This is a genomic window from Streptomyces sp. CRN 30, from assembly GCF_034105845.1.
The window spans coordinates 24,694-47,134 of sequence record NZ_JAVRHI010000262.1; the positions used below are offsets into that span (position 1 = coordinate 24,694).

23 protein-coding genes are annotated in these 22,441 nt (G+C 73.2%); 5 read left to right on the forward strand and 18 right to left on the reverse strand.

The window, feature by feature from the left end; all coding sequences use genetic code 11:
• Positions 1 to 8: 8 nt before the first annotated feature.
• Both UW392_RS27690 and UW392_RS27695 read left to right on the forward strand, forming a co-directional pair.
• Positions 9 to 1,022, forward strand: a complete 1,014-nt coding sequence (locus tag UW392_RS27690) for a 2-hydroxyacid dehydrogenase (protein ID WP_320777874.1) — start codon at positions 9 to 11, stop codon at positions 1,020 to 1,022.
• Between the two features lie 130 nt (positions 1,023 to 1,152).
• On the forward strand, positions 1,153 to 2,064 hold the full coding sequence (locus tag UW392_RS27695) for a 5-dehydro-4-deoxyglucarate dehydratase (RefSeq protein ID WP_320777851.1): 912 nt from the start codon (positions 1,153 to 1,155) through the stop codon (positions 2,062 to 2,064).
• Between the two features lie 41 nt (positions 2,065 to 2,105).
• Here UW392_RS27695 and UW392_RS27700 read toward each other — a convergent pair whose 3' ends face one another.
• The 4 genes from UW392_RS27700 to UW392_RS27715 all read right to left on the reverse strand — a co-directional run bounded on the left by UW392_RS27700 (position 2,106) and on the right by UW392_RS27715 (position 5,539).
• Complete coding sequence (locus UW392_RS27700) at positions 2,106 to 2,561, reverse strand: hypothetical protein (protein ID WP_320777852.1); 456 nt, start codon at positions 2,559 to 2,561, stop codon at positions 2,106 to 2,108.
• An 18-nt stretch (positions 2,562 to 2,579) separates the two neighbouring features.
• On the reverse strand, positions 2,580 to 3,209 hold the full coding sequence (locus UW392_RS27705; protein WP_320777853.1) for a class F sortase: 630 nt from the start codon (positions 3,207 to 3,209) through the stop codon (positions 2,580 to 2,582).
• A 6-nt stretch (positions 3,210 to 3,215) separates the two neighbouring features.
• Positions 3,216 to 3,899 carry a DUF4142 domain-containing protein gene (locus UW392_RS27710; RefSeq protein WP_320777854.1) on the reverse strand — a complete coding sequence of 228 codons (684 nt, stop codon included), beginning with the start codon at positions 3,897 to 3,899 and terminating at the stop codon, positions 3,216 to 3,218.
• A gap of 134 nt (positions 3,900 to 4,033) precedes the next feature.
• On the reverse strand, positions 4,034 to 5,539 hold the full coding sequence (locus UW392_RS27715) for a Gfo/Idh/MocA family oxidoreductase (RefSeq protein WP_320777855.1): 1,506 nt from the start codon (positions 5,537 to 5,539) through the stop codon (positions 4,034 to 4,036).
• Between the two features lie 201 nt (positions 5,540 to 5,740).
• Between UW392_RS27715 and UW392_RS27720 the strand changes: the two genes are divergently transcribed.
• Together UW392_RS27720 and UW392_RS27725 are read left to right on the forward strand one after the other, a co-directional pair.
• A complete protein-coding gene (locus UW392_RS27720) occupies positions 5,741 to 6,490 on the forward strand; it encodes a TetR family transcriptional regulator (RefSeq protein ID WP_320777856.1) in 750 nt (249 codons plus the stop codon).
• Positions 6,487 to 7,257 carry an SDR family NAD(P)-dependent oxidoreductase gene (locus tag UW392_RS27725; protein WP_320777857.1) on the forward strand — a complete coding sequence of 257 codons (771 nt, stop codon included), beginning with the start codon at positions 6,487 to 6,489 and terminating at the stop codon, positions 7,255 to 7,257. The genes UW392_RS27720 and UW392_RS27725 overlap by 4 nt, the downstream gene beginning before the upstream one ends.
• A gap of 230 nt (positions 7,258 to 7,487) precedes the next feature.
• Here the strand turns inward: UW392_RS27725 and UW392_RS27730 are convergent, their stop codons facing one another.
• The 14 genes from UW392_RS27730 to UW392_RS27795 form a co-directional block, all read right to left on the reverse strand.
• Positions 7,488 to 8,864, reverse strand: a complete 1,377-nt coding sequence (locus tag UW392_RS27730; RefSeq protein ID WP_320777858.1) for a lytic transglycosylase domain-containing protein — start codon at positions 8,862 to 8,864, stop codon at positions 7,488 to 7,490.
• A gap of 37 nt (positions 8,865 to 8,901) precedes the next feature.
• Positions 8,902 to 9,714 (reverse strand): hypothetical protein, encoded by an 813-nt coding sequence (locus UW392_RS27735; protein ID WP_320777859.1) that lies wholly within the window; start codon positions 9,712 to 9,714, stop codon positions 8,902 to 8,904.
• 29 nt (positions 9,715 to 9,743) lie between these two features.
• On the reverse strand, positions 9,744 to 10,259 hold the full coding sequence (locus UW392_RS27740; protein ID WP_320777860.1) for a nuclear transport factor 2 family protein: 516 nt from the start codon (positions 10,257 to 10,259) through the stop codon (positions 9,744 to 9,746).
• A 95-nt stretch (positions 10,260 to 10,354) separates the two neighbouring features.
• The gene (locus UW392_RS27745; protein WP_320777861.1) at positions 10,355 to 11,014 is read right to left on the reverse strand and encodes a hypothetical protein; all 660 of its coding nucleotides are present in this window, start codon (positions 11,012 to 11,014) and stop codon (positions 10,355 to 10,357) included.
• Positions 11,014 to 11,565, reverse strand: a complete 552-nt coding sequence (locus tag UW392_RS27750; protein WP_320777862.1) for a hypothetical protein — start codon at positions 11,563 to 11,565, stop codon at positions 11,014 to 11,016. Before UW392_RS27750 ends, UW392_RS27745 begins: the two co-directional genes overlap by 1 nt.
• Entirely contained in the window at positions 11,562 to 12,815 is a 1,254-nt protein-coding gene (locus UW392_RS27755) for an MlaD family protein (protein ID WP_320777863.1), read from the reverse strand. The genes UW392_RS27750 and UW392_RS27755 overlap by 4 nt, the downstream gene beginning before the upstream one ends.
• Positions 12,812 to 13,987: an MCE family protein gene (locus UW392_RS27760; RefSeq protein WP_320777864.1), complete on the reverse strand. Its 1,176-nt coding sequence runs from the start codon at positions 13,985 to 13,987 to the stop codon at positions 12,812 to 12,814. Before UW392_RS27760 ends, UW392_RS27755 begins: the two co-directional genes overlap by 4 nt.
• Entirely contained in the window at positions 13,984 to 15,015 is a 1,032-nt protein-coding gene (locus tag UW392_RS27765) for an MCE family protein (RefSeq protein WP_320777865.1), read from the reverse strand. Before UW392_RS27765 ends, UW392_RS27760 begins: the two co-directional genes overlap by 4 nt.
• Positions 15,012 to 16,106 carry an MCE family protein gene (locus UW392_RS27770; RefSeq protein WP_320777866.1) on the reverse strand — a complete coding sequence of 365 codons (1,095 nt, stop codon included), beginning with the start codon at positions 16,104 to 16,106 and terminating at the stop codon, positions 15,012 to 15,014. The genes UW392_RS27765 and UW392_RS27770 overlap by 4 nt, the downstream gene beginning before the upstream one ends.
• Entirely contained in the window at positions 16,103 to 17,161 is a 1,059-nt protein-coding gene (locus UW392_RS27775; protein ID WP_320777867.1) for an MlaD family protein, read from the reverse strand. The genes UW392_RS27770 and UW392_RS27775 overlap by 4 nt, the downstream gene beginning before the upstream one ends.
• The gene (locus UW392_RS27780; RefSeq protein ID WP_320777868.1) at positions 17,158 to 18,423 is read right to left on the reverse strand and encodes an MCE family protein; all 1,266 of its coding nucleotides are present in this window, start codon (positions 18,421 to 18,423) and stop codon (positions 17,158 to 17,160) included. Before UW392_RS27780 ends, UW392_RS27775 begins: the two co-directional genes overlap by 4 nt.
• A gap of 1 nt (position 18,424) precedes the next feature.
• Complete coding sequence (locus tag UW392_RS27785; protein WP_320777869.1) at positions 18,425 to 19,231, reverse strand: ABC transporter permease; 807 nt, start codon at positions 19,229 to 19,231, stop codon at positions 18,425 to 18,427.
• Between the two features lie 5 nt (positions 19,232 to 19,236).
• Positions 19,237 to 20,001, reverse strand: a complete 765-nt coding sequence (locus UW392_RS27790) for an ABC transporter permease (RefSeq protein WP_320777870.1) — start codon at positions 19,999 to 20,001, stop codon at positions 19,237 to 19,239.
• Positions 19,998 to 21,050: an ABC transporter ATP-binding protein gene (locus UW392_RS27795; protein WP_320777871.1), complete on the reverse strand. Its 1,053-nt coding sequence runs from the start codon at positions 21,048 to 21,050 to the stop codon at positions 19,998 to 20,000. The genes UW392_RS27790 and UW392_RS27795 overlap by 4 nt, the downstream gene beginning before the upstream one ends.
• 693 nt (positions 21,051 to 21,743) lie before the next feature.
• On the opposite strand from UW392_RS27795, the gene UW392_RS27800 reads away from it, so the two are divergent.
• Complete coding sequence (locus UW392_RS27800; RefSeq protein ID WP_320777872.1) at positions 21,744 to 22,385, forward strand: hypothetical protein; 642 nt, start codon at positions 21,744 to 21,746, stop codon at positions 22,383 to 22,385.
• Positions 22,386 to 22,441 lie beyond the last annotated feature (56 nt).

Genomic DNA, 22,441 nt, shown 5'->3' on the forward strand with positions numbered 1-22,441 from the left:
TGCGCATCATGCTGAACCACCGCATCCTGAGCCGGTTCCACGAGCCGCTCATGGCGCGCGCGGCGGGCCGGCACGTGTGGCTGGAGGCCCACGACTGGGACGCGGCGCGGATCACGGAGGCCCTGCCCGGGGTCGAGGTGTACGTCGGCACGAAGCTGGACGCCGAGGACGCCCGGCGGGCGGCACGGCTGCGGCTCGTGCACGTCGTCGGCGCCGGTTACGACGGCATCGCGCTGGACGCGCTGCACCCCGGGGTGACCGTCAGCACCACCCACCACCACGGCCGGTCCATCGCGGAGCACGTGCTCATGTCCGTGATGATGCTCTCCCGTGACGTCCTGGGCGCCGACCGCGCGCTGCGCGCCGGACGCTGGAGCAACGTGGCCGTGGACCCCGGTGTGCCCTTCGGCAGGACGCTGCCGGGGCGCCGGGTGGGCGTCATCGGGTTCGGCGAGACCGGCACCGAGGTGGCGCGGCTGTGCCAGGCGGTGGGCCTGCGGGTGCGTGCCGTGCGGCGCGACCCCGCCGCGCCGGTCCCCGACGACCTGCGCCCCGACTGGATCGGCGGGCACGACCGGCTGCCCGACCTGCTCGCCGAGTCCGACGTCGTGGTGGTGACGGTGCCCCTGAACGCCGCCACCCGCGGACTGATCGGCCCGGCCGAACTCGCGGCCATGGGCCCCGAGTCGCTGCTGGTCAACGTGGCCCGGGGGCCGGTGGTCCGGGAGGAGGCGTTGTACGAGGCTCTGCGCACCCGCGCCATCGGCGGCGCCGCGCTGGACGTGTGGTGGTCGGGACCGCCCCAGGCGCCGAGCCGGCTGCCCTTCCACGAGCTGCCCAACGTCCTGATGACCCCGCACCACTCGGGCCACACCTCCGACACCTTCGCCGCCCGTGCGGCGGAGATCGCCGACAACATCGGCCGCCTGGAGCGCGGGGACCCGCTCACGGGTGTCGTACGGGCCGGCGACGCCCCGGCGGCGGCCGCGGCCGTCGCCGCGTCCCGCGGCCCCGCACGGTAGTCCGACGGTCCCTCCCCCGGCCGCCGCTCTTCCGGCGGCCGGGCAGCACAGCCACGAAACCGGCTCCGCGGCTGCCGCCGACGGGACCGCGCACCACGCCACCGTCGCCTCTGGAATCAGGAAACCACTCATGCTCGCAGGCGTTCTCTTCTTCCCCGTCACCCCCTTCACGGCCTCCGGTGACGTCGATCCCGATGCCCTGCACCAGCACGTCACGGCGGGAATGGACGCCGGTCCCGGAGGCGTGTTCGTCGCCTGCGGCACCGGCGAGTTCCACGCCCTGGACCTCGAGGAGTTCGCCGCGGTCACCCGTACCGCCGTCGACGCGGTGGGCGGACGCGTCCCGGTCTACGCCGGGGCCGGCGGCTCGCTCGGGCTGGCCCGGCAGTACGCGCGGGCCGCGGCCGAAGCGGGCGCGGACGGCCTGCTGCTCATGCCTCCGTACCTGGTCGAGGCGCCCTCCGCCGGTCTGGTCGCCTACACCCGCGCGGTGGCCGGGGAGACCGCGCTGCCCGTGATCGTCTACAACCGGGGGAACGCCCGCTTCGACGAGCGCTCGGCGGCGGAGGTCGCCCAGTTGCCGACCGTGGTGGGCCTGAAGGACGGCACCGGCGACCTGGACCTCGTCGCCCGCGTCGTCCCCGCCGTGCGCGAGGCGCTCGGCGCGTCGGGCAAGCCCTTCCAGTTCTTCAACGGGATGCCCACGGCCGAGGCGAGCCAGCTCGCGTACCGGGCCCTGGGCGTGGAGCTGTACTCCTCGGCCGCCTTCGCGTTCGCGCCGGACGTCTCCCTGGCCTTCCACCGCGCGGTCGAGGAGGGCGACCAGGAGCGGATCGACGCCCTCCAGCGCGTCTTCTTCCACCCCCTGGTCCGGCTGCGCCGGCGCGTCCCGGGGTACGCGGTGGCCCTGGTGAAGGCGGGGGTGACCCTGTCCGGCATCAAGGCCGGCCCCGTCCGCCCGCCGCTGACGCCCCTCACCGAAGAGGAGACCGAGGAGCTGGCCGCCATCATCGCCGAGGGGAGGGCCGTCCTCGCTTCCTGAGGAGTGCGGGGACGCCGCGGCCACCCCCGCCCGGCTCCGCGTTACCGCCGGTCGTCGCCGTCCGGTCGCGCGGTGTGGTCCGGGTGGCCGACGGTGCGGCGGGCCTCCTTCATCTCCGCCTCGTACAGGTGGTCGCGGCCGTCCACGAGCTCGTCGAGGGCTTGGCGTTCGAGGTCCCTGAACGGCTCGTGGTACGTGCGGTCGTAGGCCTCGACGATCTGGAACGTCCAGTGCCCGGGGATGACGTTGCGGCCCAGGATCTCCCGCTGCACCCGGTCGGCCCACGCACCGTGGCCGGCCCGGCGCAGGAGCTCCACGGCACGGTCCAGTTCCAGGTCGGCGCTGCCGGTGAGCTGGTGGAAGGCGTACAGGTGGCCGCGGGCCCGCTCGGTCGTCTCCAGCGCCTTGGACAGAGAGCCGAGCGCCTCGACGGTCTCGTCGGTGACACCCTCGGGGCGCCGGTGGGCCCGGTCGGGGCCGTCCTCGTGATGGTTCATGATCTGTCCAGTCCCCGGTCAGCCGCGGCGCACACGTGGAGCGGGTGCGCCGACCGGTGCGGCGTACAGGACGAGGTTGCGCTCGTACCGGCCCGACGCGCGGTCGTAGGGGCCGGCACAGGTGACCAGGGCCAGCCGGTGGGCGCCGGTACGGGAGAAGAGGTCCGCGGGCAGCTCCTCCTGCCGGTAGGTGCGCCGGGCGGTGACGCGGTAGCGGCGCACCCCGGCGTCCGCCCCGGTCACCGCCAGGCCGGCGCCCACGCGTGTCCCGTGCAGCGCGGCGAAGGGTCCGAGTCCGTCCTCGCGGCTGTCGACGTGGCCCGCGATCAGGACGGTACCGGTGCCGGATCCGGTCCGGGCGCCCAGCGGCCACCACCCGCCGGTGCCGGGGTCCTCCGGCAGGGCCAGGACCCCGTCGGGCCGGGCGCCTACCGGCACGACGGGGACGTCGAGGCCGGCGGGCCCGCGGACACGGACGGGCACCGACGCCTCCCGGTCGCCGCCGGGGACGGCGTGCCGCACGTCGGCGGTCACGGAACCCGCGTCACCGGGGCCCGGTCGCGTCATGCTCCAGGTGAGCCATCCGGTGGCCGCCGCACCCAGTCCGCAGACGATCACGAGCACGGCGGCCGGCCTGCCGTGTGTCACGGAACGTCAGTCGTCGCCGGCCGGGCGGCGCCGGGCGCGCAGCAGGCAGGCGGCCGCGCCGGCGGCGAGGAGTCCGCCGCCCGCGACCGTGCCCACCATGCCGCCGTCGACGGGAGAGCCGTCGCCGGCCCTCAGGTGGCCGCCCGATCCGGCGTGCACCGTGCCGGCGTCCTCGGAGGCGTGGCAGGTGCCGTCGCGCACCATGCCGAGGTGCATCGCCACCACCGGGCGGGCCGCGCGGGCGGCGGCCACGACCTCGGCGTTCCCGCCGTCCTCGATCTCCTGGTCGATCAGCGCGAGCGTCTTGCGGTGCGCGCCGTCCTGGGCGGTCAGCCAGGCCGCGTCGTACGCCTCGCCGCCCGCCTTCGCCCGTACGGCGGCCAGTTCCTTCTTCTGCTCCTCGGACGGGGAGGCCGGCAGCGTCACGTCCAGCTTGCCGGCGAGCGTCTTCACGTCCGCGTCCAGCTTGGTGTGGTCGCGCACCAGCGTGGCGCCGACCTCCTTCACGCAGGTGCCCGTCGCGTTCTTCCGCGCGTCCTCACCCGCCGCGATCTCCGCGAGGTTCCCCTGGTGGGCTCCCTCGAGGAACGTCCGGTCCGTGCCGCTCACCGTGTCGGCGAAGGCCTGCGGCGCGGATATGCCCGACAACGCCGCCGCCACCACGGCGGCGCACATCAGTCGTCTACGCATCGGTACTGCTCCCTTCGGACCGGCGGGGCGGCATGCCGGCACCACACCGGTGATCGGAACGGGGCGCGTGGCACAGCGCCCCGCATGCATGGGTGCCACCCGCGCGCCCCGCCCTACCGCCGCGGCCCCGCGCCTCACCCGAGCGGCCGACGCCCGCCCGTCGTGGGCGGCTGTGTGCGGTCACCGGTGAGCGGGACCCCGAGGTCCAGGTCCTCGACACGGACCGGCTGCCCGGTCAGCAGCGACTCGTTGGCGGCCGCCCCCACGGCCACGGCGCGGACGCCGTCCAGGTAGCCGGCCGCACGGCCGAGCGGATCCGCGCCCACCCGCAGGTCGCGGCGGAAGACGTCCATGAGCAGGATGGCGTCGCCGCCGCCGTGGCCGCCGATGCCGTCCGGGACGGGAACCTCCTCGGCGCGCCCGAAGTGCTTCTGCACGACGAGCCGGTGCCCGGCGGGGCGGACCGGGTCGTCGCCGGCCGCCTCCGGCGTGGCGGACGGGTCCAGCACGCCGTCCTCGCGGAACTCGACGTGCCCGCGTTCGACGACCCGGAGTTCGGCGCGTCCCAGGGTGCCGTTGACGGACACCTGGTAGCCCTCCCACGGGCTGTGCGCGTTCAGGGAGTAGGTGAGGGTGGCGCCGCGGGCGTAGTCGACCAGGACGGACATGTTGTCCTCGATGGTGACGCCCGGGGCGAAGGGGTCCTGGTCGCGGCGGTACCCGTCGTGGTGCTCGGCCCGGAGGTAGAGCGCCTCCAGCCGGGGGTCGTCCCGCAGGTCGAGGGAGAAGGGGTCGCCCTTCGCCCCGGTGCCGCGCCCGGGGCGGGGGCCCGTGCCGCGGGCGGCGGCGGCCGCGTCACCGTAGAAGCGCAGGGCACCGGACGCGTACACGCGCGTGGGCACGTCGTCGATCCACCAGTTGACCAGGTCGAAGTGGTGGCTGGCCTTGTGCACGAGGAGTCCGCCGGAGTTGGCCTTCTCGCGGTGCCAGCGGCGGAAGTAGTCGGCACCGTGCACGGTGTCCAGCACCCACTCGAAGTGGACGCCGGTGACCTCGCCTATGGTGCCGTCCGCGATGACCTGGCGCAGCGTCGAGTTCCGGGGCGCGTACCGGTAGTTGAACGTCATGACCACGTCCTTGCCGGTGTCGGCGACGGCCCGGGTGATGCGCCGGCATCCGGCCGCGTCCGTGGTGAGCGGCTTCTCGACCACCACGTCCGCGCCCGCGCGCAGGCTCCGGTCGACGAGTTCGGCGTGGGTGCGGTCGATGCTGGTGACGACGACCGCGTCGACGGCCTGCTCGGCGATCATGCGCTCCAGGCCGTCGGGGGTGTAGCGGGGCAGCCCGGCGGGCGCGTCACCGCCGAGGGCTTGCCCGGCCTGGGCGTCGTAGTAGTCGATGCGCGCGGGGTTGGGGTCCAGCCAGGCGACCAGTTCGCCGACGTCGGCGTGGTCGCCGGTGAGGGCCTGTACGTACATGCCGGCGCGGTGTCCCGTACCCGCGATCGCGTAGCGACGCCTGGGCCGGTCGGCGGCGGGCGGCGCGAAGTCGGGCACGACGCCCGGTCCGGGGGTCGTGCTGCTGCTCTCCGCGGGCAGAGGGGCGGTCGGGTTCTGGTCGATCGGACTGTGCTCGGTCATGAGGCCACCCTGGTCACGTCGGGGAGAGAGCGATGGGGGAAAGCGATGGGAGAAAGCGATGGGAGAAAGCGCTTACTAGGCACGTTAATTCGCGTACGGACAGGTTGTCGAGAGCCGTCATCACCCGTTCACCCCAGGCACGCCCGGGCGGGCGCTCACGACAAATGTCCCGACGGGACAATATGGGTGTAGGGTGCAGGTATGAACGGTGGCGACGGCGACCCCGGTCACGTCAGTGACGTCGGTGACGCGGACGGTGTGACGGCGGATCGCCGACGGCAGCGGTCGCTGCGCACCAGGGAGGCCCTGGCGGCCGCCGCGGTCGACCTCGTCCTGGAGCGCGGCCCGGACGCGGTCGGCGTCGACGCCGTCGCGGAGCGCGCGCGGGTCACCCGGCGCACCTTCAGCCGGTACTTCACCGGCAAGGAGGACGCCGCGCTGCACTTCGCCCGCGCCGACGGCGCCCGCATCAACGCGGCGCTGCGGCGCCGCCCCCATGACGAGCCGCTGCTGACGAGCTACCGCGCCGCCGTGCACACCTGGCTCACCGACCCGGAGCACCCGGCCGAGCACAGCCGGCCCGCACCGCGCGCCCTGCTCGCGCTGGTGCCCGGCGAGCCGGCGCTGTTCGCCGCCTACGCGCGCATCCGCGCGGCCGAGCAGGCCGAGTCGGTCCGCATCCTGGCCGAGCGGCTCGGCGTGGACCCCGGCGTCGATCCCCGCCCGGGCATCGTCGTCGAGACCGGGGCCGGGGTCCTCGGCACCGTGCTGTACCAGTGGGCGCGGGGCACCGACGGTGCCGGGCCGGAAGTCCTGGCCGGGCGGGTGGAGCGGGCGTTCGACGCGCTGCTGGAGGAGACCTCCCTCGCGCGCCGCCGACCGTTCGCCCGCCCGGTCACGACGTCCCCCACGACGACGGGGGACGCGAACGAAGAAAGGCGCAAGGAATGACGTTCCCCGTACTGGACGGCAAGGTCGCCGTCGTCACCGGCGCGGCCATGGGCATGGGCGAGGCCACGGCCCGCCTGTTCGCGGAGGCGGGCGCCAAGGTGCTCGTCGCGGACCTGAACGAGGAGCGCGGCCGGGCCGTCACCGAGGAGATCGTCGCGGACGGCGGCACCGCCTCCTTCCTCAAGGTGAACGTGGCCGACAGCGCGCAGGTCAAGGAGATGGTGCAGGCCGCCGTCGACACCTACGGCCGCCTCGACGTCGCCGTGAACAACGCCGCGCTGACGCCCGACGACAAGCCGACCGCCGAGTTCGACGAGGACTACTGGGACCGGCTGATCGCCGTCGACCTCAAGGGCACCGCACTGTGCCTGAAGTGGGAACTGCAGCAGCTCATCAAGCAGGGCGGCGGCGGTTCCGTCGTCAACATCTCCTCGGTCAGCGGCTTCCGCCCGCAGCCCGACAACCCCGCCTACGTCGCGGCCAAGCACGGCGTCAACGGTCTCACCAAGACCGCCGCCGTCGAGAACGGCGCCCACAACATCCGCGTCAACGCGGTGGCGCCGGGCGCCATCGACACGCCGATGCTGCGTGGCTCGCTGGAGCAGTTCGGCTTCACCGAGGAGGAGTTCGCCCCGCGGCTCAGCCTGCTCGGCCGGTTCGGGCAGCCGCGCGAGGTCGCCCAGGCCAGCCTGTGGCTCGCCTCCGACCAGTCCTCGTACGTGACGGGCTCCGTCATCCACGTGGACGCGGGCTACACCAGCCGGTGACCGGGAGTCCCGGCCTCCCGGGGCCGAGGACGCGGGAGGGGGCCCGATGAGGGCCACTCGGCGAGCTGCCGCAACCCCACCACCGCCGGATCGCCGGCGATCTCGGGCGGTACGGATCCCGACCGCCGCCCGGCCGCGTTGCGGCACACCACCTTGCCGTCGTCGTCGGGGGCGACTTCGTGGCCGCCTGCCGACACCCACCCCATGTGTGCCCCCCGCACCCCGAATGATCAGGTGACGGGAACTGCGGAGCAGGGATCCGACAGTGAGGTGGCTGGATCTGGACCAGAGGCGGCGGGCTGGGCGCTCCCCTCCGGTGACGGGCGCTCGGAGGCCGAGGGGCAGTCCTGCGGGGGCGTGGGCGTGGAGCCGCCCGGGTCGGTGGCGGACGGTGTCGGCGACGGCTCCGCGGTGGGAGAACCGGTCGGGTCCGGACCGGGCGTCCCACCGGGTGTGCCGGAGGGCTCCGGACCTCCGGTGGGTGTCACCGAGGGGGTGGGCCCGGGGGACGGCGAGGACGACGGGGACGAGGGGGACGGGGAAGGCGGGCGGGACGAGGGGGAGGGTGCCGGGCCGCCGGAAGCGGAGGGGGCCGGGTCGGGGCCGATGATGATGCCGCCGCCTCCCGCGCCACCGGTGCCGCCGTTCGGGCCGTCGACGGGACGGGTCGCCGGGGTGTCGCCGCCGGCTCCGGGGCTGGTCGGGACGGTGCCCTGGCCGTCGGGCACGGTGTGCGCTCCCCGCCGGTAGAACTCCAGCCAGTACCGGACCAGGTCGAGGTAGGAGCGCGAGTAGTTGTAGCTGAGGATCGCCCGGTCCAGGTCCGCGGACCGGCCGAGGTCGCGGTCGCCCGCGCACAGGTAGTGCCCGGCCGCCAGGGCCGCGTCGAAGATGTTGTTCGGGTCGGCGCGGCCGTCACCGTTGCCGTCGGCACCCCAGCGGGCCCAGGTGGACGGCAGGAACTGCATCGGCCCCACGGCCCGGTCGTAGACCGTGTCGCCGTCGTGTGCACCCCCGTCCGTGTCCCGGATCAGGGCGAATCCGCGTCCGTCGAGCGGCGGGCCCGTGATGCGGCCCAGCGTCGTACCGGCGCGGTCGACCGCTCCGCCGCGCGCCTGGCCCGACTCCACCTTGCCGATCGCGGCGAGCAGTTCCCAGGGCAGCCGGCAGCCCGGATCGGTTCTGCCGACGGACGTCTCGGCCGTGCGGTAGGCGCGCAGCACGGTGGCGGGGATGCCGGACTCGGCACGGACCTGCGGGAGCCGCCCGGCGGCCGGCGTGGACGGGCCGCCCGGGTCCGGGCTCGCCGTCAAGGGCGGAAGTTCGGTGTGGTACGAGCCGTCGCCCGGTGGTGCGAGTTCGGCGTACGGGCCGCGCTCCGGCGCCACGCCCCGCACGCCCTCCCTGTCGGCGGCCGGGCCGCCGGGTCTCTTCTCCTCGTGCAGGGTGAGGCCGGGTGCCTGGGAGGCGGTGAGACACGCCACGGCCGCGACGGCGATGGCGGTCGTCCGCAGGCCCTGCCGGGTCCGGGCGCGCAGTCGCCGTACGCGAGGTGCGGAGGCGGCGGATGCGGGTGAGGAGGCGGGTACGGGTGCGGGTGCGGGCATGGCTGTCACTCCTGTCGACGTGTCGGGTGCGGCGGCTTCAGCGGCCGAAGGTGTCGATGCCCGAGACGAGCCACCGCCCGTCACGGTGCACGAGGTCGACGGCGAGCATGGCCCCGGCGTACGCCCCCTCGCTCCGGTTCTGTCCCGTCCCCTCCTCCTGGTCCGCGCCGCCCTCGGTCCCGGCGGTGGCGACGCTGCTCTGGTCGGCGTAGACCAGGACCCGGGCCCGGTCGCCGTCGATCCGCTCGACCGCGCTCTCGGTGACCGTCGTGGTGATCACCGCCTTCTGCTCCTCCGCCCGCGCGCGGACATCGGCGAACAGCGTGCGGTGCCGGCCGACCGCCTTCTCCGTGAGGAGGTCCTTCGCGGCGCGTTCGAAGGCCTCGGGTTCCGTGTGGTCGTACGAGAAGAGCGTGGCGACGGCCCGGTCGGTCCGGCCCTTGAGCTCGCTGGTGCGGGCGAGGTCGGTCAGGGCGCTGTTGCGCAGCGCGGGATCGTCACGGAGACCCTCCGCCCGCGCGTGCGCCCATCCGGCGAAGCCGCCGAGGGCGAGGGTCAGCAGGCAGAGCGCCAGGATGCCGGTCCGGTGGCGTGGGCGACGGGGCCGCCGCGCGCCACCACCGAGCCGGAAGCGTGCGCGACCCGCTCGTTCGGTGTCCCCGGCCGTCTGTCGGTCCGTGCCGTCGTGCGTGTCGTGCGCGCCCTGTGTGCCGTGTGCGATCTGAGTGTCGTACGTGTCGGGTGCGCCGTGGGCGGTCAGGACGGCCGAGCCCGTGCCGGGAGCAGGCGGCCGGGTTCCGCGTGCCTGGCGGCGGCGCTGCTGGTTGATGTGGTGTCGGGGCGTCGGCATCGTGCGTGTCCTCTCGGTGCGGGGGCCGGTCAGCCGGCCGATGAGCCGCCCACGGGGGCCTGGCCGAGGGCGCTCAGCTTCCACCGGCCCTCGGTACGGGTGAGTTCGCCGAGCATGCGGCTGTCCTTGTCGGTACGCGCGCCTCCGGGCGCCTCGACGGTGACGCGCAGGGCGACCAGCACCCGGGCGCGGCCCGCGCGGTCGTCGAGCTCGGTGACGGCGCCCGACAGCACCCGGGCCGTGGTGACCGTCCTCGCCGCCTCGACCTGCTCGGTGAACTCGGCGCGCCCGGACACCAGTTGCTCGTGCAGCTCGCCGGTGGTCGAGGACTCCCACAGGTCCAGGCCGCGCTCGACACTGCGGTGGTCGAGCGTGTTGAGGTTCTGGACGGACTGCTCCGCGGCGGCGAGCGCCGCGTCCCGCTGTGCGGCGTACGCGGCCGACTCGTCGCGGGCCGCGCCGTACCAGTCCTGGCCCGCCCAGGCCGCGAAGCCGCCCGCGACGAGGACGAGCGCGAGGGACAGGGCGCCGGCCAGGTTCTTCATCGGTGCTCCCGTCTCCCGCCCGTTCGACGGGCCGTTCTCCCGCCCTTTCGACGGGCCGTTCTCCCGCCCGTTCAATCGGCCGTTCTCCCGCCCGTTCAGCGGGCCGTGATATCGACGATCCGCCACTCGTCCTCCTCCAGCCGTGCCGTCACCGTGAGCTGGGCCGCCGCGACGGTCGTCCCGGCCTCGTCCTCGTCCCGGTGGGACGTCTGGTCGAGGAAGACCAGCAGCCGTGCGCTGTCGTCGTCGAGTTCGATCACTCCGGTGCGGACGGCCTGCGTGTTCAGGGTGATGCGCTGCTCCACGAGGTCGTCGCGGACCCGGTCGAAGAGTTCGTCGTACTGGCGGGCCGCCCGCCCGGTGAGGACGGTGCTCGCGGAGCGCTCGGTGGCTCCGGTACCGGCCGGCGTGTACGAGAAGGCGCGGGCGAGGGCGTTGCCGATGTCACCGGCGACACGGGTGGTGGCCCCGGTGTCGGTGAGCGCGCGGTTCTCGGCGGACGGGGCGGACCTCAACTGGTGGGCGGCGTGCAGGAACCAGCAGCCGCCGAGGACGAGGGCCGCGGCGGTCGCGGCGAGGGCGGCCCGCCGCCGTCTCCCCGCAGGACGGCGGGTGCCGGCACCGTCCCCCGCATCCCCGTCGTGACTCGCGTCCGCGGTGCTCTCCGTACTCTCGACCGGCTCAGTGTCTCCAGTGACCCCAGGTTCCTCAGTGACCCCAGTGTCCTCAGCGGGCTTGCGCAGCAGTCGCGTCATCAGTCCCCGTCTCCCTCGGGCCCCTCGACCCCCACGGCCCCTTCGGCTCCTTCGGCCTCCCTCGCCATCGGCACCGCGCTCAGCGCCCTGACCTTCCACTCCCCCTCGCCCGTCCGGGTCAGGACCGCCTCCAGGCGTTTGCGGTCGGTGGTCGGCTGTTCCGTGCCGACGGGCGTGACCCGCACGCGGACCGTGGCGATGAGCTTGGCCGAGCCGGTCCGTGTGTCGAGCGCGGTGACGGCGGCCTCGGTGACCGTGGAGCGTGCCGAGGCCCCTGCGAGCGGCTCGGTGCGGCCCAGTTCCTCGCGCAGGGGGCCGGTGGAGACGGCGCGCCAGGTCCGGATGCCCGCCTCCGCGCGCTGCCGGGTGGAGGCGTCGAGGGTGGTGAGGGCGGCGATGCCGGAGCGTCCGTCGGCGAGCGCCTCGTCACGCTCCCGGCCGTGGGCGAGCGAGTCGTCGGTGCGGGCCTGGGCGTACGTCCACGCGCCGGTGCCGCAGAAGCCGAGCGCCAGTACGAGTCCGGTACCGGCGAGCAGCCGGGCCCGCCTCACCGTGTGCTCCCGGTGGCCGGGGCGAGGAGCGGTGCCAGGTCCGCCGGTGCCTCGCCGCCCTGTCCCGGCAGGGCGAGCGCTCCGGGCAGCGCGGTGGACGAGGTGGGCAGGGAACCGGGCCGGGCCGGTTCGGGTACCGCCCCGCCCTTCGGGGCGTTGGCCGAGCCCCGGACGTTGGTGCCGGAACCGGCCGGGGCGGTGCAGGACGCCCCGGTGTTGAGCGGGGGCGCGGTGCCGAGGTCGAGTCCGTTGCGGTAGCGGGTCGCGCCGTACCCGTCGGTGCAGGGCAGGGGCTTGAAGAAGGTGACGGCCATGCCGAGGTTCAGCTTCCCTCCGTCGACGGCGGTGGCGCCGGCGGCGACGGCCGCCGGGTACTTCACGAGCAGTTCCTCCACGCCCCGCTGCCGGGTGACGGCGATCTCGGAGGTGGTGAGGAGGTTGGCGAGGACGACGCCGAGGCTCGGGTCGAGGTCCCGCAGCACGCCGCTGATCTGCGTGGCGGCCTCGGGGGTGACGGCGAGGAGCCGGCGTACGTCGGCGTCGGACTCCTTGAGGGTGCGGGCGAGTTCCTTCGCCCCGGTGGCGAAGGAGCGGAGGGCCTGCTCCTCCTCGGCCTGGGTGCGCAGGACGGTCTCGCCGTCGGTGATGAGCCGGCTGGTGGACGGCAGGGCCCGGTCCGCCGCCTCGACGAACGCGCTGCCGCTGTCGAGCAGCACCTGGAGGTCGTCGCCCCGGCCCTCGAACGCCTTGCCGAACTCGTCGACGACCGTGCGCAGGTCGTCCAGGGGCACGGAGCGGGCGAGGCCGTCGACGCCGGCGAGGACGTCGGTGACGGGCGCGGGAACCTGGGTGTCGGCCTGTTCGATGCGGGTGCCCTCGGCGAGGTAGGGGCCGCCGTCGCTCTCGGGCCGCAGGTCGATGTACTGCTCCCCCACCGCCGAGAGCCCGGCGACCACGGCCCGCGTGTCGGCGGGGATGCGCGGGGCGGACTTCTTGATGCGGAGCTCGGCGACGACCCCGTCGGCGGTGAGGCCGATCGGGCCGACGCGCCCCACGGAGACGCCCCGGTAGGTGACGTCGGAGTGGGTGAACAGGCCACCGGTGCGGGGCAGGTGGACGTCGACGGTGTAGTGGTCGGCGACCCCCACGTACCGGCCGAGGTCGGCGTAGCGGATACCCAGGTAGCCGAGGGCGAGGACGGCGACGAGGAGGAAGGCGAGGTTCTTCAGCCGTACGGCGAGGGTGATCATCCGTCCTCGCCCCCATCCCCAGCCGTGACCGTGCCCGTGCCCGTGCCCGTGACGGAGGGCAGCGCCAGTGGTGACGAGGGTGCGGACGGCGGGGGAGCCGTGCCCTCGGGCACCAGCGGAGGGATCACCTGGGTGCCGGGCACGGCGGTCATCTCCAGGTACACGTTGAGGTAGTCGCCCTTCACCCCGCGCAGCACCTCGTCGGTGAAGGGGTACGTCAGCAGCACCTGCAGCGAGTCGGGCAGGTCCGTGCCCGCGTCCGCGAGCGCCCGCAGGGTCGGCGCGAGGGCCTCGAGGTCGGCGATCATGTCGTCCTTGCTCGCGTCGATGGTGGAGACGGCGACGCCGGAGAGCGTGTCGAGGGAGCGCAGCATGGTCAGCAGTGAGCCGCGCTGTTCCTCCAGCGTCTTGAGTCCGGGTGAGAGGTCGGTGAGGACGGTGGCCACGTCGTCCTCGCGGGTGGCGAGGGTCGCGGAGAGCCGGTTGACGGCGTCGAGGGCGTCGGTGATGTCGCCCCGGTGCTCGTCGAGCTCGGTCACCAGGGTGTCGACCCGCCGCAGCATGGAACGGACCTCGGGTTCCCGGCCGCCGAGCGCCGCCTCGAGCTCCCGGGTGATGGTCTTCAGCTGGTCGACGCCACCACCGTTGAGCAGCAGGGAGAGCGCGCCGAACACCTCCTCGACCTCGGTGTCGCGGCCGGTGCGGGAGGCCGGGATGACACTGCCGTCGGCCAGCCGCCCCGGGCCGGCGCCTTCCCTCCCGTCGTCGGGGGCGGCGAGCTGGACGTACTTCTCGCCGAGCAGGCTGGACTGTTCGATCCGGGCCGTGGCGTCGGCGGGCAGGCGCACGGCGCCGTTGACCCGCATCGTGACGCGTGCCGACCAGTCGTCGTGGCCGAGTTCGATGCCGGTGACCCGTCCGACGGCGACGTCGTTGACCTTCACCGCGGACTGCGGGACCAGGCTGAGCACGTCCTCGATCTCCGCGGTGACGGTGTACGGGTGGGAGCCGAGGTCGGCGCCGCCGGGCAGGGTCAGGTCCTCGACGCCGTCGAAGCGCGGCGGCACCACGGAGACCGCGCCGAGGGCCAGGGCGAACCCGAGTCCGAGGGCGAGCAGCCCGCCCAGGGTGAGGCCCGCTGCCTTTCCGGTGGCGAGCGTGGCGCGCTTCACCGCTCCCCCCTCTCCGCGGGCGGCGTCCGCCCGGTGCCGTCCGTCGCGGGCAGCGGCAGCAGCGGTCCGCCCATGCTGATCTCGTTGAGGTTCGCCCGGCCGTCGAGGGTGCGGGTGTCGGGGTCGTAGGCGCCCACGACGTTGCCGGCGGCCAGCGGTGCCACGTCCAGCGCCTCGGCGAGCGAGGCGCGCTGCTCGACGAGGGCCCGGGTGATGGGCACCAGCCGGTCCACGTTCTCCTTCAGTGCGCCCCGGTTGTCCTTGACGAAGGTCCTGACCTGGCCGAGGGCCGTGCCGAGTTCTTCGAGGGCGCCGGCGAGGTCGTCCTTGTCGGCGGCGAGGAAGCCGACGACCTCGTCCAGGCGCTCCATGGCGGTACGTACGTCGGTGTCCTTGTCCTTGAGCATGGTGGTGAAGGTCTGGAGCCGGCTGAGCGTGGTGAACAGCTCGTCGTCGGCGCCGTCGAGCGTCCTGGCCGCCTTGCCGAACTGTTCGATGCTGTCGCCGATGGCGGCACCGTTGCCGTCGAGGTTGGCGGCGCCGGTCTCCAGCAGTTCCGACAGGGCACCCTTCGCGTTGGCGCCGTCGGGGCCGAGGGCGCGGCTCAGTTCGGTGATCGAGTCGTAGAGCTGGTCGATCTCGACGGGGGTGCGGTTGCGCGCGGCGGGCAGGACGGCGCCCTCGGCGAGGACGGGCCCGGCGGTGTGGGCGGGGGTGAGCTGGACGTAGCGGTCGGCGACGACGCTCGGTGCGACGACGACGGCCCGGGCGCCCTCGGGGACCCGTACGCCCTCGTCGAGGACGAGACCGACCCGCACCGTGGTGCCCTCGGGCCGCACCGACTCCACCTCGCCGACCCGCACCCCGAGGATGCGCAGGTCGGACCCGGGGTGGATGCCGACGGCACGGTCGAAGAGGGCGGCGATGCGCAGCCCTCCCGGGTCGATGACGCGCACCGCGGCCAGTGCGCCGGCGACGAGCACCGCGAGGGCGAGCGTGCCCACGAGGAACTTCCTGCGTCCGGTCATCGCTCACCACTCCCCTGGGCCGCCGGCTGCTTCGGCGGCAGGCATCCGGTCTCGGGCTGGGACTGCGCGGGCAGGTAGTCGCGGGGGACGACGCCGCACAGGTAGCTGTCGAACCAGCGGCCGTTGCCCAGGGTGTTGCCGACGAGGCGGTAGTACGGGCCGACCAGCGCGAGCGTCTCCTCCAGCCGGTCGCTGTTGTCCGCGAGGACGCCGGTGACCCGGCCGAGGGCTTCGAGGGTGGGGCCGAGCTGTTCGTCGTTGTCGTCGACGAGGCCGCTCAGTTCGGTGCTCAGCTTTCTGCTGCCCTTGAGCAGGGCGCGGATGGCGTCGCGGCGGTTCCGCAGTTCGCCGAGGAGTGAGCCGCCGTCCTCGAGGAGGGTCTCGAAGCTGGACCTCTGGTCTGCGAGCGTCCCGGTGAACCGGGCGCTGCCGCGGAGGAGTTCGGTGAGTTCCGCGTCGCGCGAGGAGACGGTCCGCGACAGCGCGGACAGGCCGGTCGCGGCGTCGCGCACATGGGGCGGTGAGTCGGCGAAGGTGTCGGAGATGGTCTCGAAGCTCTCCGCGAGCTGCTCGGTGTCGATGGCGTCCACGGTGCCGCTGAGGTCCTGGAAGGCCTGCGTCACGTCGTACGGGGAAGTGGTGCGCGACAGCGGGATGCGGCTGCCGGGGTTCTGCCGGCCGGGGCCGAGCGGGTCGAGCGCCACGTACTTGTCGCCGAGGAGGGTCTTGATGGCGATGGCGGCGGTCGTCCGGTCGCCGACCCAGGTGTCGTCCCCGACCTCGAAGGTGACCTTCACCTTGGCGCCGTCGAGCGCCACCCGGGTGACCTCGCCGACCTTGACGCCGGCGATGCGCACCTCGTCGCCCTCGTCGAGGCCGGCCGCCTCGGAGAAGTCGGCGGTGTAGGGCGTGCCGCCGCCGACGAGGGGCAGCCGCTCGACGTTGTAGGCGAGCACGGCGAGCAGGGTCAGGACCAGCAGCCCGACGACGGCGACACCGATCGGGTCGCGTTCCCTGACCGGCTTGAAGCGCGGCTTGGGGTGGGACCCGGAGCGGGTCGCGTAGCGCGTCCTGGGGCGCGGGCGGCTCATCCCCGGCACCTCGATTCGGTGATCGCGATGCCGGTCGGCGGCTCGAAGCCGTCGGAGGCGGTCACTCCGCTCACGCGCGCCTCGCAGAGGTAGAGGTTGAACCACGAGCCGTAGGACGAGAGGCGGGCCAGGGCGGTCATCTTGGCGGGCGTCCGGTCGAGGAACTCCTCGATCTGGGTGCGGTGTTCGCCGAGTCCCTCCGAGAGCCGGCCCAGTTCACGGATGTCCGCCTTCAGGGGGGCGCGTCCGTCCTCCAGGAGGTCGGCGGTGACGGTGGTCAGGTCACTCATGGCCTCGACGGCCTCGCCGAGGGGTTCGCGGTCGTCGTCGAAGCCGCTGACGAGTTCCCGCAGGGTGACGACGAGGTCGTCGAAGTGGGCCTCGCGGTCGTTGAGGGTGTCGAGGACGGTGGTGAGGTTGTCGACGACCTGGCCGATCACCTCGTCCTTGGCGGCGACCGTCCTGCTGAGCGAGCCGACGTGCCGGATCAGGCTGTCGACGGTGGCGCCCTCGCCCTGGAGGACCTGCACGATCGACCCGGCCAGTTCGTTGACGTCCTGGGGGGACAGCCCTTCGAACAGCGGCTTGAAGCCGTTGAAGAGCAGCGTCAGGTCGAGCGCGGGCGTGGTGCGGTCGAGCGGGATGGTCCCGCCGGCCGCGAGGGTGCCGGCCAGGTCGCCGCTGCCGCGCTCGAGGGCGACGTAGCGCTGGCCGACCATGTTGAGGTACTTCACGGCGGCGGTGGCCGACCGGGGCAGCCGCCGGTCCTCGCGGACGGTGAAGGTGACCTGCGCGGTGCGCCGTTGCACGACGCGGACGTCGGTCACCTCACCGACCTTCACCCCGGAGATCCGTACGCTGTCGCCGTCGACGAGCCCGGTGACGTCGGTGAACAGGGCCTTGTAGGTGCGGGTGGCGGAACCGCCGCCGGTGCCCGCGACGGTCAGCCCGAGCACGGTCGTGGCGAGGGCCGTGACCAGGACGAAGACCAGGGACTTGACGAGCGGTCCGGTCAGCGGACGGCGCCTGGTGTGCGCGGTGTCGGCGGTTCTCATTCGAGGGTCACCTCCGCGCCGCGGTAGGCGGGGCCCACGAGCAGGCTGCTCCAGTCGGGCAGGTCGCCGGGCCGCTTGCCGGCGGCGGGTGCGAGCAACTCGTTGACCAGGTCGTTCTCCTCGGGCGAGTTGGCGGGCCCGAGGTCCTGGCCGGCCGCGGCGGACGCCCGTACGGCCGGTGCGGCGGACGCGCCGAGGTAGGGCACGGGGTAGCAGCGGGGGCCGCCCCCGGAGTCGTACGCCGGGGTGTCGCGGCCGGGGACGTAGGCGCCGCGCGAGGGGACGGTGGTGACGTCGACGTGGATGCCGGGCCGGTCGGTGCCCTTGCCGAGTGCCTCGTCCATGGCGGGCACGAACTCGGCGAGGGTGCGCAGGGTGCAGGGGAAGGCCGCGGAGTACTCGGCGAGCAGTTCCAGGGTGGGACGGCCGCTCGCGCCGAGCCGGATGATGTTGTGCCGGTTCTGGCGCAGGAAGGCGGTCAGGTCCTCGGCCGTCCGCGTGGTGGCGCCGAAGGTGCCGGCGAGTTCGGCCTCCTGCTCGGCGAGGGTGCCGCTGGTGGTGGTGAAGTCGGTGAGTGCCGTGATGATGTCGGGGGCGGCGTCCGCGTAGACGTGCCCGACCTTCACCAGTTGCCTCAGGTCGCGGTTGAGGGCGGGCAGGTGCGGGTTGAACTTCCGCAGGTGCTCGTCGAGCCGGACGAGGGTGTCGCCGAGCCGGTCGCCGCGCCCCTCCAGGGCCTGGGACACCGCGGACAGGGTCGCGGAGAGCTTCTGCGGCTGGACGGCGGTGAGCATCGGCAGCACGTCGTCGAGGACCTGCTGGAGTTCGACGGCGTTCTCGGAGCGGTCCTGGGGGATGACCGCTCCGGCGGCCAGCGGCCGGGGCGAGGCGTCCTCGGGCGGTACGAGGGCCACGTAGCGTTCGCCGAAGAGGGTGGTCGGCAGCATCTGCGCGCGGACGTCGGCGGGCACGCCGGCCAGGGCGCCGGGCTCCATGGCGAGGGTGAGCCGGGCGCCGTCCCGGGTGGCGTCGATGGCGCGCACCTCGCCGACGACGACGCCGCGCAGTTTGACCTCGGCGCCCAGGTGCATCTCGTTGCCGACGCTGCCGGTCTCGACGACCACCGGGTCGGAGTCGGTGAACCGCTTGTCGTACACGGCGACGGCCAGCCAGATCAGCAGGGCGGGCACCAGCAGGAACGCCACCCCGGCGGACCGGCGGCGCAGCGTCGCGGCGCGTTCGCTCCTCACGCGTGGAGTCATCTCACCCCGCCACCTTCACGGTCGTGGTCGCGCCCCACAGGGCCAGCGACAGGAAGAAGTCGGTGACGCTGATCAGCACGATGGCGTTGCGCACGGACCGGCCGACGGCGACACCCACCCCGGCGGGACCGCCCGAGGCGCGATAGCCGTAGTAGCAGTGGGCGACGATCACCATCACGCTGAAGATCAGCACTTTCAGCACGGAGAGCAGGACGTCCGTGGGGGAGAGGAAGAGGTTGAAGTAGTGGTCGTAGGTCCCCCGGGACTGGCCGTTGAAGAGGACGGTCACGTAGCGGGAGGCCATGTAGGAGGAGAGCAGCCCGATCGCGTACAGCGGGACGATGGCGACGACCCCGGCGATGATGCGCGTGGTGACCAGGTACGGCATGGAGCGGATGCCCATGCCCTCCAGGGCGTCGACCTCCTCGTTGATGCGCATGGCGCCGAGCTGGGCGGTGAAGCCGGCGCCCACGGTCGCGGAGAGGGCGAGTCCGGCGACGAGCGGGGCGATCTCGCGGGTGTTGAAGTACGCGGAGACGAACCCGGTGAACGCGGCGGTGCCGATCTGGTCGAGGGCCGCGTACCCCTGGAGCCCGACGACGGTCCCGGTGAAGAGCGTCATCGCGATCATCACGCCGACGGTGCCGCCGATGACGCCGAGCCCGCCGGAGCCGAAGGCGACCTCGGCGAGCAGCCGCTGCACCTCCCTGAGGTAGCGGCGCAGGGTGCGCGGGATCCACAGCAGGGCCCGGGCGTAGAAGAGGAACTGGTCACCGGAGCGGTCGAGCCAGGCGAGCGGGGAGGCCATGGGCGTCAGCCTCCCTTCGGCGGGACGATCTGGAGGTAGATGCCCGTCATGACCATGTTGACGAAGAAGAGCAGGAGGAAGGTGATGACGACGGACTGGTTGACCGCGTCGCCGACCCCCTTGGGGCCACCGCGCGGGTTGAGGCCGCGGTACGCGGCGACGATGCCCGCGATGAACCCGAAGACCAGCGCCTTGAGTTCGCTGACGTAGAGGTCGGGCAGCTGGGCGAGGGCGGAGAAGCTGGACAGGTAGGCGCCGGGGGTGCCGTTCTGCAGCACGATGTTGAAGAAGTAGCCGCCGAGGGTGCCGACGACGGAGACCAGGCCGTTGAGCAGGACCGCCACGCCCATGGTGGCCAGCACCCGGGGGACGACGAGGCGCTGCACGGGCGAGACGCCCATGACCTCCATGGCGTCCAGTTCCTCACGGATCTTGCGGGAGCCGAGGTCGGCGCAGATGGCGGAGCCGCCGGCGCCCGCGATCAGCAGGGCGACGATGAGCGGGCTCGCCTGCTGCACCACGGCGAGGACGCTGGCGCCCCCGGTGAAGGACTGGGCGCCGAGCTGCTGGGTCAGCGAGCCGACCTGGAGGGCGATGACGGCGCCGAAGGGGATCGAGACCAGGGCGGCGGGCAGGATCGTGACACTGGCGATGAACCAGAACTGCTCGACGAACTCGCGGAACTGGAAGGGTCTGCGAAAGATCGCGCGGCCCACCTCGGCGGCGAGGGCGAAGAGCCGTCCGGTCTGCCGGAGCGCGCCGGTGATCATGTGCCGCTCCCCGGTGCCCCGGCCGGGCCCGCCACCGTCGGCGCCGTTCCCGCCGCGGGCATCGGCAGGGTGGGGGCCGTGGGGCTCGTCGCGTACGTCCGCCGGATGGCGGAGCGCGCGGCGGGGGGCAGTTGGTCGATCATGCCCATGACACGCTGGCGGCGTCGGGCGACGGCGCGGCGTTCCGGGAGGCCCGGCGAGGGCTCCAGCTGCGGAACGATCTCCCGGGGCCCGCCGCCCGCCGCCGACCGGGAGCCGGCCGCCTCGGCGGCGAGGGTGGCGGCGTCCTTCTCCTCCGACATCCCGATGGGGCCCTCGCGCCGGCCGCCGAGGAACTGGGCCACGACCGGCTCCTCGCTGGTGAGCAGCACCTCGCGCGGGCCGAAGGTGACGAGCTCGCGCCGGAAGAGCATCCCCATGTTGTCGGGGACGGTGGCGGCGATGTCGAGGTTGTGGGTGACGATCAGCATCGTCGCGTCGATCTGCGCGTTGAGGTCGATCAGCAGCTGGGAGAGGTAGGCGGTGCGGACCGGGTCCAGTCCCGAGTCCGGCTCGTCGCAGAGGATGATCTGCGGGTCGAGGACGAGGGCCCGGGCCAGGCCGGCCCGTTTGCGCATACCGCCGCTGATCTCCCCCGGCAGCTTGCCCTCGGCGCCGAGGAGGCCGACGACCTCGATCCGCTCCATGACGATGCGACGGATCTCGGACTCCTTCTTGCGGGTGTGTTCGCGCAACGGAAAGGCGATGTTGTCGAAGAGGGACATCGACCCGAAGAGGGCGCCGTCCTGGAACATGAGCCCGAAGACTTTCCGCGTCTCGTAGATGTCGCGTTCGGGACTGTTCACCATGTCCACCCCGTCGATGAGGACACGGCCCCGCTCGGGTTTGAGCAGCCCTATGAGCGACTTCAGGAATACGGTCTTCCCGGTGCCGGACGGCCCGAGCATGACGCTCACCTCTCCGGCGGGAAGAGTGAGTGTCACGTCCTGCCAGATGCGCTGCTTACCGAAGGACTTGGTCAGACCCTCGACCACCACTTCGATTCCCATATCACCTCCAGCGGGCGTGCGTACGTGCGTCGTGTGCGCGGGCACGTGCCGGCCTCCCGCACTTGTCCCGTAGGAGACAGGGCAGGGCCCCGCGGCCCAGGGGGTGGAGCCACGAGGCCCTGCCGACGGATGTCCGTGCCGAAAGGACCGGAGACCGGCCGGCACCCGTCGTGGCTCCGGCCGACGACGGGGCCGCCGACCTGGAACCGAGCGCCACACCGGCACGCTACGACCGAGTAACCTCGGCGAGCAATACCGGGATCCGGGGTTTTCCGGGGGACCGTCCCCGGCTCGGGAGAACCTGTCACCGCGCAGACAAAGCGCGCCTGAGCCGTTGTCATCCGGTGAGCATTCCGGCCCTCCGAGGAAGCCGGCGAACCGACGGAAACGGCGAACAGGAAGGCGGAACAGGACGCAGAACAGGGACGCGGACAGGAAGGCACACGTACCACCGGCCGAAAATGTCGACATTAGCAGCGGTTGACTAAGGCGACTTGCGGACCGCTCACCCCGGAAACAGTTGGTTCCGCATTTCAAAGAATCATGTACCACGGCATTGTTCGGCCAAGTTTCCCGCAAGTAACGTCATGGCTCGCGGACAGGCAGTACCGAGCCGCCGGGCATACGGCCCCCTCGATCACTTCGGCCACGGCCCGTCTTCGCCGGTCAATCCAGAAGGAGCGTCCCGGAGCCATGAAGAAAACCTCGAGAAGGATCGCTGTCGTGGCGGGTGCGGCCGCGGCCGCGTTCGGCCTCACCGTCGGACCCGCCTCCGCGGTGCCCTCCACGGTGTGGACCGTCACCCCGTCACCGGCCTCTTTCACCGCCACGAACTCCGGCAACATCGTCCTGACGGCCACCATCCCGATGACGTGCACGACCTCCGGCGCGTCGGGCACCCTGCAGAGCGCCACCGGCAACCCGGCGACGGTCGCGAACATCAACGCCATCAACTTCGGCACGAGCGCCTCGCCCTGTACCAGTGTCCTGGGCAACGTCACCACCGTGTCGGTCACCCCCTGGACGGTCGTCGCCCAGGACTACACCGCCTCGACCGGTGTCACCCGGGGCTACGTCGGCAACGTCACGGCCAACGTGACCGCCGGCGCCTGCAAGTTCACGGTGACGGGCAAGGCCTCGGCCACCTACACCAACTCGACCGGCATCCTGGCGGTCAACAGCGTCGCCGGTGACCTGGCCGTCAGCGCCAGCCCGGCCCCCGTCAACTGCGGCACGGTGGTCACGACCGCCACCCGGCCCACCTTCCGGGGCAACTACGCCGTCAAGGTGGCGGGCACCAGCACCATTCCGCGGATCGTCGGCTCCAACCCGTAGGAACAGCACCGCTCGCGACCGCCCGGCCGGCACCTCGGGCCGGGCGGTCGCGGTCC

What these genes read in the sequence shown, in the direction of transcription:
- UW392_RS27720 (WP_320777856.1), top strand. Translation starts at nt 5,741, where the DNA reads ATGAACGGTGGCGACGGCGACCCCGGTCACGTCAGTGACGTCGGTGAC.
- UW392_RS27710 (WP_320777854.1), bottom strand. Translation starts at nt 3,899, where the DNA reads ATGCGTAGACGACTGATGTGCGCCGCCGTGGTGGCGGCGGCGTTGTCG.
- UW392_RS27790 (WP_320777870.1), bottom strand. Translation starts at nt 20,001, where the DNA reads ATGATCACCGGCGCGCTCCGGCAGACCGGACGGCTCTTCGCCCTCGCC.
- UW392_RS27795 (WP_320777871.1), bottom strand. Translation starts at nt 21,050, where the DNA reads ATGGGAATCGAAGTGGTGGTCGAGGGTCTGACCAAGTCCTTCGGTAAG.
- UW392_RS27780 (WP_320777868.1), bottom strand. Translation starts at nt 18,423, where the DNA reads ATGACTCCACGCGTGAGGAGCGAACGCGCCGCGACGCTGCGCCGCCGG.
- UW392_RS27755 (WP_320777863.1), bottom strand. Translation starts at nt 12,815, where the DNA reads ATGATCACCCTCGCCGTACGGCTGAAGAACCTCGCCTTCCTCCTCGTC.
- UW392_RS27770 (WP_320777866.1), bottom strand. Translation starts at nt 16,106, where the DNA reads ATGAGCCGCCCGCGCCCCAGGACGCGCTACGCGACCCGCTCCGGGTCC.
- UW392_RS27725 (WP_320777857.1), top strand. Translation starts at nt 6,487, where the DNA reads ATGACGTTCCCCGTACTGGACGGCAAGGTCGCCGTCGTCACCGGCGCG.
- UW392_RS27715 (WP_320777855.1), bottom strand. Translation starts at nt 5,539, where the DNA reads ATGACCGAGCACAGTCCGATCGACCAGAACCCGACCGCCCCTCTGCCC.
- UW392_RS27785 (WP_320777869.1), bottom strand. Translation starts at nt 19,231, where the DNA reads ATGGCCTCCCCGCTCGCCTGGCTCGACCGCTCCGGTGACCAGTTCCTC.
- UW392_RS27740 (WP_320777860.1), bottom strand. Translation starts at nt 10,259, where the DNA reads ATGAAGAACCTGGCCGGCGCCCTGTCCCTCGCGCTCGTCCTCGTCGCG.
- UW392_RS27745 (WP_320777861.1), bottom strand. Translation starts at nt 11,014, where the DNA reads ATGACGCGACTGCTGCGCAAGCCCGCTGAGGACACTGGGGTCACTGAG.
- UW392_RS27765 (WP_320777865.1), bottom strand. Translation starts at nt 15,015, where the DNA reads ATGACCGGACGCAGGAAGTTCCTCGTGGGCACGCTCGCCCTCGCGGTG.
- UW392_RS27735 (WP_320777859.1), bottom strand. Translation starts at nt 9,714, where the DNA reads ATGCCGACGCCCCGACACCACATCAACCAGCAGCGCCGCCGCCAGGCA.
- UW392_RS27800 (WP_320777872.1), top strand. Translation starts at nt 21,744, where the DNA reads ATGAAGAAAACCTCGAGAAGGATCGCTGTCGTGGCGGGTGCGGCCGCG.
- UW392_RS27695 (WP_320777851.1), top strand. Translation starts at nt 1,153, where the DNA reads ATGCTCGCAGGCGTTCTCTTCTTCCCCGTCACCCCCTTCACGGCCTCC.
- UW392_RS27775 (WP_320777867.1), bottom strand. Translation starts at nt 17,161, where the DNA reads ATGAGAACCGCCGACACCGCGCACACCAGGCGCCGTCCGCTGACCGGA.
- UW392_RS27730 (WP_320777858.1), bottom strand. Translation starts at nt 8,864, where the DNA reads ATGCCCGCACCCGCACCCGTACCCGCCTCCTCACCCGCATCCGCCGCC.
- UW392_RS27690 (WP_320777874.1), top strand. Translation starts at nt 9, where the DNA reads ATGCTGAACCACCGCATCCTGAGCCGGTTCCACGAGCCGCTCATGGCG.
- UW392_RS27700 (WP_320777852.1), bottom strand. Translation starts at nt 2,561, where the DNA reads ATGAACCATCACGAGGACGGCCCCGACCGGGCCCACCGGCGCCCCGAG.